This is a genomic window from Nitrospira sp., assembly GCA_015709715.1.
Taxonomy (GTDB): domain Bacteria; phylum Nitrospirota; class Nitrospiria; order Nitrospirales; family Nitrospiraceae; genus Nitrospira_A.
Map to the genome: position 1 here is coordinate 4,105,550 of CP054184.1, position 15,821 is coordinate 4,121,370.

At 60.2% G+C, this 15,821-nt stretch carries 14 protein-coding genes; 13 read left to right on the top strand and 1 reads right to left on the bottom strand.

The window, feature by feature from the left end:
* Nucleotide 1 precedes the first annotated feature (1 nt).
* Nucleotides 2-1,288 carry an SGNH/GDSL hydrolase family protein gene (locus tag HRU82_19570; protein QOJ37013.1) on the top strand — a complete coding sequence of 429 codons (1,287 nt, stop codon included), beginning with the start codon at nucleotides 2-4 and terminating at the stop codon, nucleotides 1,286-1,288.
* 31 nt (nucleotides 1,289-1,319) lie between these two features.
* Here HRU82_19570 and HRU82_19575 read toward each other — a convergent pair whose 3' ends face one another.
* Nucleotides 1,320-2,738 (bottom strand): hypothetical protein, encoded by a 1,419-nt coding sequence (locus HRU82_19575; protein QOJ37014.1) that lies wholly within the window; start codon nucleotides 2,736-2,738, stop codon nucleotides 1,320-1,322.
* Between the two features lie 92 nt (nucleotides 2,739-2,830).
* On the opposite strand from HRU82_19575, the gene HRU82_19580 reads away from it, so the two are divergent.
* The 12 genes from HRU82_19580 (at nucleotide 2,831) to HRU82_19635 (ending at nucleotide 15,810) form a co-directional block, all read left to right on the top strand.
* A complete protein-coding gene (locus HRU82_19580; protein ID QOJ37015.1) occupies nucleotides 2,831-4,027 on the top strand; it encodes a glycosyltransferase in 1,197 nt (398 codons plus the stop codon).
* Between the two features lie 2 nt (nucleotides 4,028-4,029).
* A complete protein-coding gene (asnB, locus tag HRU82_19585) occupies nucleotides 4,030-6,009 on the top strand; it encodes an asparagine synthase (glutamine-hydrolyzing) (GenBank protein QOJ37016.1) in 1,980 nt (659 codons plus the stop codon).
* A 26-nt stretch (nucleotides 6,010-6,035) separates the two neighbouring features.
* On the top strand, nucleotides 6,036-6,947 hold the full coding sequence (locus HRU82_19590; GenBank protein ID QOJ37017.1) for a hypothetical protein: 912 nt from the start codon (nucleotides 6,036-6,038) through the stop codon (nucleotides 6,945-6,947).
* 53 nt (nucleotides 6,948-7,000) lie between these two features.
* Nucleotides 7,001-7,975, top strand: a complete 975-nt coding sequence (locus HRU82_19595) for a polysaccharide deacetylase family protein (GenBank protein QOJ37018.1) — start codon at nucleotides 7,001-7,003, stop codon at nucleotides 7,973-7,975.
* A gap of 47 nt (nucleotides 7,976-8,022) precedes the next feature.
* A complete protein-coding gene (locus tag HRU82_19600; GenBank protein ID QOJ37019.1) occupies nucleotides 8,023-9,276 on the top strand; it encodes a glycosyltransferase family 4 protein in 1,254 nt (417 codons plus the stop codon).
* A 10-nt stretch (nucleotides 9,277-9,286) separates the two neighbouring features.
* A complete protein-coding gene (locus tag HRU82_19605; GenBank protein QOJ37020.1) occupies nucleotides 9,287-10,552 on the top strand; it encodes an SGNH/GDSL hydrolase family protein in 1,266 nt (421 codons plus the stop codon).
* On the top strand, nucleotides 10,552-11,163 hold the full coding sequence (locus HRU82_19610) for a sugar transferase (protein QOJ37277.1): 612 nt from the start codon (nucleotides 10,552-10,554) through the stop codon (nucleotides 11,161-11,163). Before HRU82_19605 ends, HRU82_19610 begins: the two co-directional genes overlap by 1 nt.
* Before the next feature lie 189 nt (nucleotides 11,164-11,352).
* A complete protein-coding gene (locus HRU82_19615; GenBank protein QOJ37021.1) occupies nucleotides 11,353-12,375 on the top strand; it encodes an LLM class flavin-dependent oxidoreductase in 1,023 nt (340 codons plus the stop codon).
* Nucleotides 12,376-12,379: 4 nt separating this feature from the next.
* Nucleotides 12,380-13,987, top strand: a complete 1,608-nt coding sequence (locus HRU82_19620; protein QOJ37022.1) for an amino acid adenylation domain-containing protein — start codon at nucleotides 12,380-12,382, stop codon at nucleotides 13,985-13,987.
* Nucleotides 13,984-14,256, top strand: coding sequence for an acyl carrier protein (locus HRU82_19625; GenBank protein QOJ37023.1), 273 nt, complete (start codon nucleotides 13,984-13,986; stop codon nucleotides 14,254-14,256). Before HRU82_19620 ends, HRU82_19625 begins: the two co-directional genes overlap by 4 nt.
* A gap of 13 nt (nucleotides 14,257-14,269) precedes the next feature.
* A complete protein-coding gene (locus HRU82_19630) occupies nucleotides 14,270-15,085 on the top strand; it encodes a class I SAM-dependent methyltransferase (GenBank protein QOJ37024.1) in 816 nt (271 codons plus the stop codon).
* A 17-nt stretch (nucleotides 15,086-15,102) separates the two neighbouring features.
* Nucleotides 15,103-15,810 carry an acetyltransferase gene (locus HRU82_19635; protein ID QOJ37025.1) on the top strand — a complete coding sequence of 236 codons (708 nt, stop codon included), beginning with the start codon at nucleotides 15,103-15,105 and terminating at the stop codon, nucleotides 15,808-15,810.
* The last annotated feature ends 11 nt before the right edge of the window (nucleotides 15,811-15,821 follow it).

Below are 15,821 nucleotides of genomic sequence, written 5' to 3' on the forward strand. Positions count from 1 at the left end.
GATGACCCGCATGCGCAATCTTTTGCTGGTCGGAATCGGTCTTTTGATCGGGGTCGTCGTGTGTGAACTCGGCCTGCGCCTAGCCGGAGTGTCTTACCCCATTTTTTCCAAAATCGACGGTGATCTGGGCGTGGCGTTACGACCGGATGCCGAAGGTTGGTGGAAAACAGAGGGAGAAGCGTACGTGCGCATCAACGGCGATGGTCTTCGAGATCGCGATCATTCTCGAGCGAAGCCTACGGAAGTGCTGCGGATCGCGGTGTTGGGAGACTCGTTTGCCGAAGCTGTTCAAGTACCGAGCGAGGACGCCTTTTGGTCTGTCTTGGAACGGGAACTCCGCGGCTGCCTTGCCCTCGAGGGGCGCGAGCCGGAAGTCATCAATTTCGGCGTCTCGGGCTATGGCACTGCACAAGAACTCATCATGCTGCGGCGGCGCGTGTGGGCCTATTCGCCGGATGTGGTGCTCTTGGCCGTGACCCCCACGAATGATATTCGGAATAACTTTAAGGCGTTGGAGAAGGATGAGCGGCGCCCGTACTTTGTTCGCGACGGTGGGCAGCTGCTGGAAGACACCTCCTTTCGCGATCGGATGGCGTTTCGCCTCCGCTACTCATCGGTGGGACAAGCGTTGACGTCCATTCGTGATGCGTCCCGGTTCTTTCAACTGGTGAACGAGGCCCTCCGTCGTGTCAGCCGGCCCGTCCGTCCGGGCCCCTCAGTTCCGTCCCAGGAGGGACGCAATGGCGTCGGTCAGGCCGACGCGGCGCAGCCGGGAGACCTCCCGGCTTGGTTGCGGGGTGAGGTGGGGTTGGACATGGCCACCTATACCGACCCGCCGAATCAGGCATGGCAAGAGGCATGGCTGGTGACGGAAGCTCTCGTGCGTCAGATGCATGCGGAAGTCGAAGCGCACGGCAAGTTATTCATGGTGCTGACGGTCAGCAGCGGTCCGCAGGTGGGGCCGGATCAGGGGGCGCGGCGCGCGTTGGAGCAGCGTCTGGGCGTGTCGGATCTTTTTTATGCCGAGAAACGGTTGCAAGACCTTGGCAAGTATCGCTTCCCCGTCGTGCCTCTTGCGCCGCTGTTCCAAGCCTATGCCGAGGAGCGCAAGGTCTTTCTTCACGGCTTTGCGAATTCAGGTCTTGGGCAGGGCCACTGGAATGTGGCCGGTCATCGGTTGGCTGGCCAAGTGGTTGCAGAGCGGCTCTGTCATGCCCTGCAAGGGCCGCGACCGAATCAGACTGCGGGGACTACGGTGGCGTCGGGCGCCGTCCATCGGGCGCCCTAGCCTCGACCTCAGGCTGCTCTCCTCCCCCGGCTCACCGGACGACGAGGTTGCGGGGAGTGTTGGGAGGGGTGGTGTCGGCCGTGATGCCGCTTTCGATCTGCACCACATACACGTCCGTTCGCCCGCCGGAGTTACCCCAATTGCTGGTGAAGGCGATGAGGTTTCCGTCGCGGCTGATCGCCGCCTTGGGTTGTGCGCTGTAATTGTTGTTCAGCACGACGCTGCGATGATGTGCAATGCGCTGCACCCGATTGGTTCCGTCAGTGGCCACTTTCACGATCTCGTTGTCGAAGGTCCGGAGAACCGGACCTCCGTTGGTCGAATAGCGGCTGGCCATGGCCCATTCCTCGTTGTCGGCCAGCATCGAAAAGTGATCCTGCTGCCCAGAATAGGACCAGTAGCCCGGAACCAGTTGTTGGATGGTGAAGGGCGTAGCCAATTGCCGATAACTCAGGGCGCTTCCGGAAGTGGCGGCAAAAACGGTCCCCACTCCGCAGTCATGGTGGTTGAAGCCGCTTGAACCGCTGAGGTAAGCCACAAAACGAGGCGGGCTGGTGGTGAGATCATAAATCTCGTCCGTGCCGTTGTTGTAGACCACAAGCAGATACCGGCCTGACTTGTCGACCTGCACTTCATCCAGATTGCCGACCAGCTTTCGAAGCAAGACCGTGTCGGTGCTTCGTTTGTAGACGACATACCCCACGATATCACCACCAGCGTCGACGATCGAGGCGGCAAAGACGTCGTCATCGAGGCTCTTGAGCATTTGCGTGAGGTACCCTCCCGCTCCTTGGCTGCTCAGATCCTTCACCAGCGTGGCCTGTTGAGTCTCGATATTGATTTCCCAGATTTTGTGGCCGCCGACACCGTACGTGAGACTCGGAGAAATGCCCGACCACGACAAACCATATTCCTGCAATCCGGACGGTGGAGAACTGAGGATGAAACCTGGTCCGGCTGTGAAGTTGACGGCATCGAAACGAAAAAATTTGGCGCGGGAATATCCCAGCGCTTCTCGCACGACCAGATACGTGTTGTCCCGATTGAAGGCCGGATAATACGAATACAAGGTTCCGGCCCCGGTGTTTCCATCCGCAGCGTCGGTCAGGCGAAGAATCCTGGTGCCAAACACAGGATCCGTAATCTTAGCGCCCGCCTGCGTCAGTGGTTGAAGAGGTGGCTCAGGATAGACGCCGAAGTCGGTCTTGAGTTCGGCGGCGGCGGGGGTCAGGGAGCAAGCCAGCAAAAATCCGGTGATGATGAGAACGGCTTTGCTCAACGGGAAATTCTTTCTATGCGACTGCGTTTGGATTGTGACGTCGGTAGTGGATGTCATGGGTGCTTCCTCCCGTGTGCGTGCCGATATTAGAGCAATCAGCATGCCAAATGGACCCGAGAGGAATGCTCCCAGGTTAGCACCTATGTAGTTGTTTTTCTGGTGCGTCTTCATGACCGCATGGTAGTCCAGAATCGTCCAAGCTTGGACGGAGTGTAGAGTACTCCATACAGATCGGCCACTGCCGTCATCTCGAAGGCTTGTATATGCCGTCCCAGTCAAAGGCCTCTGCCCCCGTGTCTCTTCTCTGTCTGATTACCGCCCTCACGGGGGGCGGGGCGGAGATGATGCTCTACCGCCTGATGTCGCGTCTGGATCGTACCCGGTTTCGACCGCAGGTGGTGTCCATGATGGAACTGGGGCCTGTGGGAGAGAAGATTCGGGCATTGGGAGTGCCGGTGCGATCGCTCGGCATGCGTCAGGGGAAACCCAACCCATTTGCATTGGTCAGGTTGGTGCAATGGCTGAAACAAGATAAGCCGGATGTCATGCAAACTTGGATGTACCATGCAGACCTCTTAGGGAGTCTGGCGGCCAAACTCATTGGCGATATTCCCATCTCGTGGAACATCCGCCACAGCGACCTCAGCGGGCAGGAGTCCAAGCGGCTCACCCACCTCACGGCCGGCTTCTGTGCGAAGCTTTCACGGTGGGCTCCTCAGCGCATTGTCTGTTGTTCCGAATCGGCTCGGACGGTGCATGCGGCGTTGGGTTATGCCGTTGAGAAAATGGTGGTCATTCCGAACGGGTACGATTTGGAGACCTTTCGGCCCGACTCTGCAGCTCGTCACGCCATTCGAGAGGAATTGAAGATCCCCGAATCGGCGCCCGTGATCGGACTGGTGGGACGGTTTGACCCTCAAAAAGATCATCGCACATTTCTCAAAGCCGCGTCGCTCCTCCATCGCGACAAGCGAGGGGCGCAGTTCATTTTATGCGGAGAAGACATCGTGCCTCAAAACGGGACGCTCATGGGGTGGGTCGGTGAAGCGAACCTTGGCGATCGTTGCCACGTCCTGGGGCGACGCGAGGATGTTCCCAGGTTGATGGCGGCCTTCGATATTGCGGCACTGTCGTCTTCTTTTGGAGAGGCCTTTCCCAACGTGGTCAGCGAGGCGATGAGCTGCGGGGTGCCATGTGTCGTGACGGACGTGGGAGATGCCGCGTTGATCGTCGGAGAAACGGGGTTGGTTGTTCCGCCCAGGGATCCCGCCGCGTTGGCCTCCGCTTGGCGGCGCCTCCTGGACATGGATGATCACACACGCAGACAGCTAGGCTTGGCGGCCAGACAACGGGTCACGGAACGGTATAACTTGCCGGACATCGTGTCTCGCTACGAACGCCTCTTTGAAGACTTGGCCGGTCGCGTGACGCTGTCGGATGGGCTGGTTCGCCAGGGATAATTATGTGTGGAATCAGCGGGTACATCAATGCGGCCAGGAACCAGGATGAGCGTGAACTTACGCTGACCGTTCTACGGATGGCGTCGACCCTCCATCACCGTGGGCCGGATGATGTGGGAACGTGGGTCGATCCGGTCGCCGGGGTGGCATTCGGACATCGACGGTTATCGATCCTCGATCTCTCCTCGCTGGGGCATCAACCCATGGAGTCCGCCTGTGGCCGCTATGTGACAACCTTTAACGGGGAGATCTACAACTTTAGAGCGTTACGCCAGGAGCTAGAAGGGTGGGGACATCGCTTCCGAGGGCACTCGGATACCGAGGTGATGCTGGCGGCGTTGTCGCAGTGGGGCGTGGAGTCAGCCGTTCGGCGCCTTAACGGCATGTTTGCCATTGCCCTGTGGGACCGGGAGACCAGGCTCCTCCATCTCGTACGTGATCGGATGGGCGAAAAGCCGCTATATTATGGGTGGATGGGGAAGCATTTCGTGTTTGCGTCGGAGCTCAAAGCGATCCGCACCCATCCGCAATTCGACCGAGCCATCGACCGTGGCGCCGTGGCCCTCTTCCTCCGGCACAACTATATTCCAGCTCCTTATTCCATCTATACGGGCATCGCCAAGCTGCCCGCTGGGAGCATCGCGACGATCGCACCGGATCCGGCTGTCGCGCCCCATGTCCGACCCTATTGGACGGTCCGTGGGGCGGCAGCGCAGGGCCAATCGCATCCCTTCCGAGGCACGGAAGAAGAGGCGATCGAGACGTTGGACGATCTGCTCAGGGATGCGGTTAAGATACGGATGGAGTCGGATGTGCCTCTGGGAGCCTTTCTGTCCGGGGGGATCGATTCTTCGACCGTGGTGGCCTTGATGCAAGCGCAAAGCAGCCGCCCGGTTCAAACGTTTTCGATCGGGTTTCATGAAGCGGAGTACAACGAGGCCCACCATGCGAAGGCGGTGGCGGAGCATCTGCGCACGGCCCATACGGAGTTGTATGTCTCACCGGCGGAGGCGATGAACGTCATCCCGAAGCTCCCGGCCTTGTACGATGAACCCTTCGCCGATGCCTCGCAAATTCCGACCTACCTTGTCTGTGAGCTGACCAGACGTCATGTCACCGTGGCGCTCTCGGGAGATGCCGGGGACGAACTGTTCGCCGGCTACAACCAATATCGGTGGGCGTTGCGTTTCTGGAGCCATGTGTCGGAGGTGCCGTCGGTGCTCCGGACCCTCCTCGCCAACGGTGTTACCGGCCTTGATCCGGAATCGTGGGAGAGGGGGCTGCGGTTGGTCGGCCCGCTGTTGCCCGCTCGGTTTCGACGGCGAGGCAACGGACATACACTGCACACGCTTGCCGAGATGGCGCGAGCCGACTCACCCGAAACGATGTATCGAACGATCGTCTCGCATTGGCACGATCCAGCCTCGCTGGTGATCGGGGCGGCGGAACCGCGCACGGCATTGACGGATCGGGATCAGTGGGGAGATATCCCCGACGTCATTCAGAAGCTGATGTATGTCGACATGATGATGTATCTCCCGGACGACATTCTCGTCAAAGTCGACCGAGCCAGCATGGCCGTGAGCTTGGAGGCTCGAGTGCCATTTTTGGATCACCGCCTCGTGGAGTTTGCCTGGCAACTGCCGGTGCAGATGAAGCTCCGTCAGGGGCAGGGAAAGTGGATTTTGCGGCGAGTGCTGGATCGGTACGTGCCGGCTGCGCTGTTGGACCGTCCGAAGATGGGGTTCGGTGTGCCGATCGACAGCTGGCTGCGTGGTCCCATGAAGGAATGGGCCGAGACGCTGCTGGAGGAAAAGCGGCTTCGAGACCAGGGATTTCTTGAGCCCGGCCCCATCAAGCGAAAATGGGAGGAACACTGTTCCGGCTCCTACAACTGGAAAGGACAGCTTTGGGTCGTGCTGATGTTTCAGGCCTGGTTGGACCATGTGCAAAACGATGCGCCGATGGTCGCAGAACGATGAGTGCCCCCTGTAAGGAATGACTCGACATGCTTCCCACCGCACAAGATTTATTTCTCACGCCCGCGACCACTCCGACAGACAGCCAGGCGACCCGAGATCGCCTGGAAGAGCAGTTCTTCTATTCCATCGAATTGAGCAACGGGACTCACAAGAGAACCTGGGCCGGTCGGTTGGACGATGTGGACCAAAGGGTGGTGGCGGCGTTCCGGAAACTCGGCATCGCTCCGACGACGTTTATGGATGTCGCGGTCTCATCGGGTGTGTCGACGGTCTCCTGGTTCGACGCCTTGCGGCAGGCGGGACTTCGTCCGCGCATGGCCGCGACCGACCTGACGATGACCGCCTATCTGATTCGATTGCGTTCCTGGTTGCATGTCCTTGTCGACAAGCAGGGGTTTCCGCTGCAATACGACGTGTGTGGCTATGTCTGGCGTCCCCGCTGCCGACTCAGATACTACCCCTTGGGAAACGGCCTGCTCACGCTGCTTTGGGATCGCTTGTACCGCGAGGTGGCCGGGCGGCATGACCTCCTGGGCCGATTGAAATCCCTCGGGAGTCAGCCGCCGGCAGCCGACGACCCGTTGATCAAGGCAGAGATCAAATTGGTTACCCATCGGCTCCGAAACAATCGCGACATCGAACTGCTGGACGACGATATCCTAGCGCCGAATCCCTTGTCGCTAAGGCGCCGGTTTGACGTCATCCGAGCCGCCAACATTCTCAATCGCAGTTATTTTCCGGCGGAACAGTTGCGAGTAGCGATCAGCAATCTCCGTGAGCGCCTGACCGGAGCCGGCGCCTGTCTATTGATTGTTCGAACCGATGAAAGCTCGACCAATAATGGGAGCCTCTTCTCGTTGAGTCCCGATGAAACCTTTTCGGTGGTGGAGCGAATGGGGAAGGGATCGGAAGTCGAAGACATCGTATTGAGTCTGTGACCGGGAATCGTCGGCTTTCTGGACAGGCGACGGCAGGACAAGGGGCAAGTGGTATGAACGGACAGCGCGGAACCATGGTGGTGAGTCTGGATCTCGAGCTCTGCTGGGGACGGTTCGACAAGGTTCCCGTTTCCGCCTTGGAGGCGGATGCCCAAGAGGAGCGGGTTCAAATCAGGCGGTTGTTGGCGTTGCTTGACCGGTACGAGATTCCCGCCACGTGGGCGATGGTAGGCCATTTGATGTTGCCCGGCTGTTCGCGCAAGGCCGGTGCGGCGCATGCCGACGTGATGCCGCGTCCCGCCTATTCGTGGTTCCCCAAGGACTGGTACGTCCACGATCCCTGCACCCCGGCCGGGCACGCACCAGGGTGGTATGCCCCCGACATCCTCGCCTGGATCCGGGGGATGAAGGTGCGGCATGAAATCGCGTCCCATTCCTTCGCGCACATCTATTACGGCGATCCGGAATGCAGCGCCGCGGCGGCACGAGCCGATCTGAGCGCAGCCGTGGCGGCGGCTGCAGACCAATCGGTCTCGCTCAAGAGTTTTGTGTTCCCTCGCAATCAGGTGGGGCATCTCGAGGTGCTGCGTGAGCAGGGGATTCGCACCTATCGCGGCGCAGATCCCACGCGGTTTCGCACCTTCAAGGGTATGCTGTACAAGACATTGAGCTTTCTCGATCAATTGCTGGGCCTGCCTCCCAAGGCCGTGCGACCGGAGGAAGTGATGCCGGGGCTCTGGAATATTCCAGGCAATCACTTCTACATGGCCCGTAACGGCATCCGGAAGCTGATCCCGATCGCCAGTCGCGTGTGGAAGGGCAAACAGGGGATCAGGCAGGCCGTCAAGACCGGCGGCGTCTATCACCTGTGGTTTCATCCGTTCAATTTGAATGCGGATGCCGATGCCATGCTGTCCGGCCTTGAGCGACTCTTTGCCTATGCCGACCGGCTGCGGGCGCAGGGTGTGCTCGAGATCGCGACCATGGATGAGTACGCAGCTCGACTGGCGGCGACGGACTTCGCCTAGTGCTCTCGGTTCCTCTCCAAATCGACGTTCGACTCTTAAGGGGCGCGATGGTTTCCATCAAAATCGTGCATGTCACCACGGTGCCGCAGTCTCTCTTTTTTCTCCGGGGACAGGTCGGCTACATGAAGGAACGCGGTTTTGACATTCACGGCCTGTCATCGCCTGGTGAGTTCTTGACGAGGTTCGCCGAGCAAGAACAGGTGCCGGTCTATCCGGTGGAGATGCCGCGGCGTATCACTCCTTTGCGGGATCTCGTTGCGGTGGCCGGAATTTGGAGAGTGCTGCGGACCATTCGGCCTCAGATCGTTCATGCCCATACACCGAAGGGCGGCGTACTGGGGATGGTCGCGGCCTGGCTGGCTCGCACTCCCGTGCGCATGTATCACATGCGCGGCTTGCCCTTTACGACCGCATCCGGCTGGAAGCGGATGCTGCTGATCTGGAGCGAACGGATCTCCTGCGGTCTTGCCCATCAGGTGTTCTGTGTGAGTGCGTCGATTCGTCAGGTAGCCTTGGAGACCGGGCTCTGTCGGCCGGCCAAGATCGCCGTCTTGGCGCGAGGGAGCGGGAACGGAGTCGATGCGACCCAGCGTTTCAACGGTACGCAGGTGGCGTCGCTACGAGAGGAGACGAGAAAGCGGTACGGCATTCCGGCCGACGCGCTGGTCGTAGGGTTCATCGGCCGCATCGTGCGCAACAAGGGCATCGTCGAATTGGCCGGAGCCTGGACGCGACTGCGGGAAGCGTTCCCGCAACTCCATCTGTTACTCGTCGGACCCTACGAACCGCAAGATCCCATCCCTCCCGAGGTCGACGCCGGGTTGCGTCAGGATCCACGGGTGCACCTCATCGGCGAAGAATGGAATACCCCGCCCTTGTACGCCGCCATGGATGTCCTGGCGTTGCCGACCTACCGCGAAGGGTTTCCGAATGTGTTGTTGGAGGCGGCCGGAATGATGGTCCCGGTCGTGGCGACTCGCGTGCCGGGCTGCGTGGACGCGGTGCAGGACGGGGTCACCGGGCAGTTGGTGCCACCCTTCGATCCTGAGCGGCTGGCGGCGGCTCTCAAGGCTTATCTCGCCGATCCCGAGCTGCGCCGTCGACATGGCGCGGCGGCTCGCGAGTGGGTCCTGCATGAATTCCGTCCGCAGGGCATCTGGCAGGCCCTGCATGACGCCTATGTGCACTGTTTGCGAGGCAAGGGATTGCTTTCGGCGGATCAGTCGGAAAACGAAGGAACTCAATCGGTTCCGCCGGGGGTGCCCGCAGAAACGCGCGCCTCCGGTGCAGGGAATCGATAAGGGAACTGCGATGGACGCGGCAGACGTGGGCAAAGCAAGTGGAATGGGATCGACTGCGGCGGTAGCGCCGGCGCGGCGGCGCATTTCCAGGCTGGCGCTGGTCGTGGGGCTGTTATTGACCGCGCTGGTGGGGGGCGCGCTGCTCGAAATCGTGTCTTATCTCTATTTGCGCATGGCGGAGGGCTACGACGGCGAGCACCTGATGATGCACCAATTCGACGATTACAAGAACATTCACCCGACGCCGCACTATCAGGACACTCGGGGCGTGATGCACAACGCCCAGGGTTTTCGCCGCGCCGAGGACGTGCCGATGGAGAAACCGGCCGGCACGTACCGCATTTTCCTGATGGGCGGATCGACCGCCTACGGGCTCGGGTCCTTGTCCCCGCAAGGCCATCAGAAGTATCCCGTGCTGAAGAACAGCGAAACGATCGACCACTATCTGGAGGGCTACCTGAAGGACCTGCTGCCCTCTCGTCGCATCGAGGTGATCAACGCGGCCATTCCTAGCCACTCCAGCCACCATCATCTTATCTATCTGAATCAGACGATCCTGAAATACCATCCCGACATGGTGGTGTTCATCGACGGCTACAACGACTATTACCCGTGGGAGCGCGGGTACGATCAATTCCGCGACTACCCCTATCGGCAATGGTCCCATCTCTATCTCGACGAACCGTCGCTCAAGGCGTGGGCCGGATACACGGGCTTTTGGCTCTATCGGAAGAGTCACTTCGTGTACCTGGCCGGAAAAAAACTGCGTCCGCTCTGGTGGGCCATTCAGAACCTGCGTCCGCAGCCGCGACGTGAACTCAACGTGGAGGAGGCGCTGCGAAATCTCGAGGTCAATGCGGAAGGCAACTTCCTTCGCATGGTGGAACGAGACGCCCTCATCCTCAATCACGAGGGCATCGTTCCGGTCTTTACGTTGCAACCGGATCTCTTGTTCGAACAGCGAAAGGTGCTGACGGACTTCGAACAGCGATTGTCGGCGGAAGTCGATCAGGCGCAGCCGATCAACTACCGGCAATTCAAGAATCGAGCGCGCCCCTTCGTGACCGCCAAGCTGCAGCAGGTCACAGCGGCACAGGACGCGCCGTTCATCGACATGACGGACATCCTCGGCGAGATCAAGGACGATGCCTTTACGGACGATTGCCACCTGACGCCGACGGCGAACGAGACAGTGGCGCGGTACATCGGGCATCGCATCGCGCCGCTCATTACCGCCTCGATCGAGCGAAAGGAAAAGGGGAGCCGAGCCTCGTGATGGTTGATCGGTGGGATAAATGGGTGCTGGACTTGACCCTCATCCTCCTGGCTGCGCCGATTGCCTTGCCGCTTCTGGCAGCACTTGCGCTGGCGACATGGGCTATTCAGGGCTCGCCCGTGTTGTTCCGCCAGCAGAGGCCAGGCCTCCACGGAAAACCCTTCACTATCTATAAGTTCCGCACCATGCGTCAGCTCCCTCCCGGGGTCGCAGCCGACGCGAAATCGGACGGGCAGCGGCTGACAAGGTTCGGGAAGCTGCTCCGGAGCACGAGTCTCGATGAACTGCCAGAATTGATCAACGTCCTCAAGGGCGACATGAGCCTCGTCGGTCCGCGGCCCCTGCTCATGCAATACCTCGACCGTTATACCCCGGAGCAACAACATCGGCATGATGTCTTACCGGGGATCACAGGGTGGGCCCAAATCAACGGCCGGAACGCACTCACCTGGGAACAGAAGTTCGACCTCGATCTCTGGTATGTCGCGCATCATTCGTTCTGGGTCGACGTGAAGATCCTGGCTCTGACGTTGTGGAAAGTCATCCGTCGCGAGGGGATCCAGCACCCCGGTCAAGTGATCATGGAAGAGTTCAAAGGCTATCGCAATTGACGGCCGTCTCCCGCTAATCGCTCACAACCCGACAGGCGCCCGAAAGCCCGCAGCGACCGTATGGATGGGCGTCGCCATGCCAGGGGATCCGCACTGCGGCGTGCGCCGCTGACTGCTTGATCCATCGCAGTTCTGTGTACACCGGTTCCGTCGTCGGCCACCCGATATTTTTGGCAAAGGAAGGTCCCTATGAAAACTCACTCGTTCGGCGATGCGGTTGAAGTATTCGCGACCAGCCCCCAGTCTGCGGAAAGCACTACGGATGCGTATGTGAAGGAAGTCATCGACGTGGCGCAATGGAGCGAGCAGGAAGGATGCACGGGCACGCTCGTCTATACCGACAATCGGCTGGCTGATCCCTGGCTGGTCGCGCAGATCATTCTGCAGAACACGAAGACCCTCTGTCCGCTCGTGGCAGTGCAACCTCTCTACATGCATCCCTATGCGGTGGCCAAGATGGTCAGCACCCTGGCCTTCCTGCATGGGCGACGGGTGTATCTGAACATGGTCGCCGGTGGGTTCGCGTACGATCTCAAGACGCTCAAGGACGCGACACCTCATGATAAGCGGTATGATCGATTGCGTGAGTACACGCACGTCATCAAGGCCCTGCTCTCCGGAGGCACGGTCACGTTCCAGGGCGAGTATTATGCGGTGGACAATCTCCGCCTGACCCCTGCCTTGCCGCCGGAGCTGTTTCCTGGAATTTTCCTGTCGGGTTCATCCGAAGCGGGGCTCGATTGCTGCCGCGCCTTGGGTGCCACCGCCATCAAATATCCGAAGGCGCCGAACGAAGAGATGAATGCGCTCGACGGGCTTGAGAAGGCCGGGATCAGAATCGGTGTCATCGCGCGACCCGAAGAAGACGTGGCCTGGAACGTGGCCTACAAACGGTTTCCGGAAGACCGAAAAGGGCAGTTAGCCCACCAATTGACGATGAAGGTATCGGATTCCACCTGGCACAAGCAGTTGTCCGAGTTGGCGGAGAGCAAGACGGTCGACCGCAATCCCTACTGGCTGGTGCCCTTCCAGAACTACAAGACCTTCTGTCCCTATCTCGTGGGCGGCTATGAGACCGTGGCACGGGAGATCGCTCGGTATATCGGCGCGGGGTACCGGAGTTTCATCCTGGATATTCCGCCCGACAAGGAGGAACTGCGGCACACAGGTATTGCGTTTCAACAGGCCTGGACTCTCGCTGAAAAGGGGTGACCATATGGAGATACAGCAACCGATAGGCGGCCCCCTGAGGGGGTTTCTGGAATCCACGCGGAGAGTCGGATCGAGGCCGGCCCTCTTCGTCGACGGCAAGGTGCACTCCTACGAGGACCTGGGCCGCTTGGCCGGAAACATCGCGACGACGATTCGCAAGACCTCTCCCCCTTCCATGCCGCTCGTGGCGTTGCTGGCTCACCGGAGTCTCACAGCCTATGCGGGGGTGTTGGGGATCCTGGGTGCGGGCAAGGGCTACGTGCCGCTCAATCCCAAGCTGCCGACCGAACGGCTCTTGCGGATCTTGACGTTGGCCGGCCCCGATACCCTCGTTGTCGGCAAGGAGGTGAAAAAACATCTGGAACTGCTGCTCCCGAAGCTACCCCAACGGACCAGCATCATCTGTCCGGACTTGGAGGACCTCGAGAGCGTGAGCCTGGCGCATCCTCAACACCAGTTCGTGGTCGGAAGCGCCATGGCGGAGGGGAGCCTTACCGACGGGTCGTCACGGGAGGGAAACGACCCGATTGCGTACCTGCTGTTTACGTCGGGAAGCACCGGTGATCCTAAGGGGGTACCGGTTCGGCAGAGCAACCTGGCGGCCTACGTCGGGTACATTGCCGATCGGTATGGAGTCACGGAGGAAGATCGCTTCTCGCAGATGTTCGAGATGAGCTTTGATTTGAGCGTCCATGACATGTTTGTCTGTTGGGAACGGGGCGCCTGCCTCTATGCCATGCCGGACCATACCGTCATGGCGCCATCCAAGTTCATTCGAGACCATGGGATCACGATGTGGTTTTCCGTCCCGTCGGTGATCGGGGTCATGGATAAACTCGGGATGCTGAAGCCTGGGGCGTTCCCGACGTTGCGCGGAAGCCTGTTTTGCGGAGAGCCGTTGTTGAGCCGGCACGCACAGGCCTGGCAGGAGGCGGCGCCGAATTCCTTCGTTGAAAATCTCTATGGGCCGACGGAGGCGACCATCGCCATCACGCACTATCGCTGGACTCCCGCCACGTCGCCGGCTCTAAGCAAAGCGGGGATTACGCCCATCGGCCAGGCCTTTCTCGGCCAGGCCACCTGTGTGGTCGATGCCGAGCTCCGGTCGGTGGCGGCAGGGGAGAACGGCGAGCTCTGTCTCTCCGGATCCCAGGTTACACAAGGATATTGGAACAATCCCGAACAGACCAGGAAGCAGTTCGTAACCCTGCCCGACAGGGGCGATCAAGTCTGGTATCGAACGGGTGATCTGGTCATGGAAGATCAGGACGGCTGTCTCCAATATCTCGGCCGTATCGATCACCAAGTAAAAATTCGTGGCCACCGGGTTGAGTTGCCGGAAGTTGAGTTTACCCTTCGCGAAGCGTCGGGGTCGCAACAGGTGGCCGCGCTGGCTTGGCCGGTGAAGGAAGGACTGGCCGAGGGAATCGTGGCATTCGTCGCCGGCGGAGCCGAGGGCGAGGCCGGAGCCATTCTGCAACATTGTCGGCGGGTCTTGCCCGATTACATGGTGCCGAGTCAGATCAGGTTTCTGGAGCACTTACCGTTGAACGTGCATGGAAAGACGGATCGATTGAAGTTGCGTGAACTATTGAAGGAGGAACCACGATGAGGACAGCGCAGGAAGAAGCATTGGCGAAACATCTCACTGAATGGGTGAAGCAGGGACGGGGAACGGTCGGAGCGGATCTGCCGGAATTTTCCGAGGACACCGACTTGATTGCGGCCGGGATTTTGGACTCCCGGGGATTCATAGAAATGATGCTTGAAGTCGAGCAACAGACGGGCAATCGGATCGATTTGAACGATGTCGACCCGAGCGAATTCACCACGATCAGGGGCCTGTGCCGTTGCGCCGTGTCGCAAGGTTCACCCTGCTGAAAGGAACGGTACCATGAATAAAATCGTCGAAACATACTCGCGCTTGGCGGATGAATACCGTCGGGACGAGGCGTCACAATCCTGTTGGTTTCTGGCTGCGGAAAAGGCGTTGGCTGCGATCGAACTCAAGGATCGCTACCGGACGGTCGCCGATATCGGCTGCGGGACCGGCCGGGCCCTCTGCGAGTTGGCGTCTCGTGGAGGAGACGACCGCCGGTTTATCGGCGTGGAGCCGGCCGACAACATGCGAGCGTTGGCCGCCGAATTGGCGCGCGGGCAAGCCAACATCCGCCTGTTTAACGGGTCATTCGAGCAGATCCCGTTGGAGTCGAAGAGTATCGACTACCTGTACAGCATTTTAGCCTTTCATTGGACGACGAACCTCACCCGCTCGGCGGAGGAGGTGGCGCGTGTGCTCAAGGACGACGGCGACATGGACCTGTTCTTCATTGGCCGCAACAACGGGTATGAATTCATTCGCAAAACGACGCCGGTCTTCTTGAAATATATGGGGCCGGTGGCGTTGCTGCGGTCGGCGGGGATGCGCCAGCAGTTGACGAAGGATGAGGCGCAACAGCTGTTCAGTAAGGCCTTTGCGGGACGAGAGGTGACGGTGGAGGAATCCCACGACACCTACTTCGATACCCTGGAGGGCCATTGGACCTGGTGGGTGCGCATCGAGGGCCAACTGGTCGACATTCCGGCCGAGAAACGGGCCGATTGCGACCGTGCGGTGAAGGATGCCATTGCCGCTCTTCAGACTCCTGAAGGCATCCCCTACACGATCCACATGTTGCGCGTAAAAGTCCGCAACCAGGCGGGCGCGTAGGTGGCGCGATTGGATGCATGGCTATGAAAACACTCTTCATCGTCGGTGCAGGCGGATTGGGGAAGGAAGTCGTGGACATCGTTCAGTCGTCTTCCGAGGCGGCGGAGTACGCACTGGCGTTCATCGATGACACCATCGCGCCGGGGACGATCGTCCATGGGATTGAGGTCGTCGGCGCTCGGGCCTTCCTGAGAGCGGTCGATCCCGAGCAATCGGCGGTGTGTGTCGCCATCGGCAGTCCAGCGGTCCGCCGCGACCTTATCGGAGAGATCGAAGGCTGGGGGCTACCGCTTCCGGCGATCGTGGACGCGTCCGCCCTGATCCGGCCGTCTGTCGTGCTGGGTCCCGGCGTGATCGTCGGGGCCCGGGCCTTTCTGAGCACTCAGAGTGTGATCGGTGCCCATGCGGTGATCAATCCGGGGGTGCTTTTGGGGCATGACGTCGTGATCGGACCCTATGCCGTCATCGGAGGGGGCGCGATGTTGTCCGGCGGGGCGAAGGTGGGCGAAGGGGCTTTGATCGGAGCCGGAGCCTCCGTGCTCTTGAATACGTCAGTCGGGGATTGGGCAACGGTCGGCATGGGAGCCGCCGTCTATGCCGCTGTGGAAAACGGCGTCACAGTGCTTGGAAATCCAGCCAGGGCTCTCCCGGTCGTGCGGAAGAAGGGCGAAGGGGCCGGCACGGCTCCCGGGACCGCTACGAACGCCGCGCCGGCGGTGCCGTAGGGCTCTGGGCG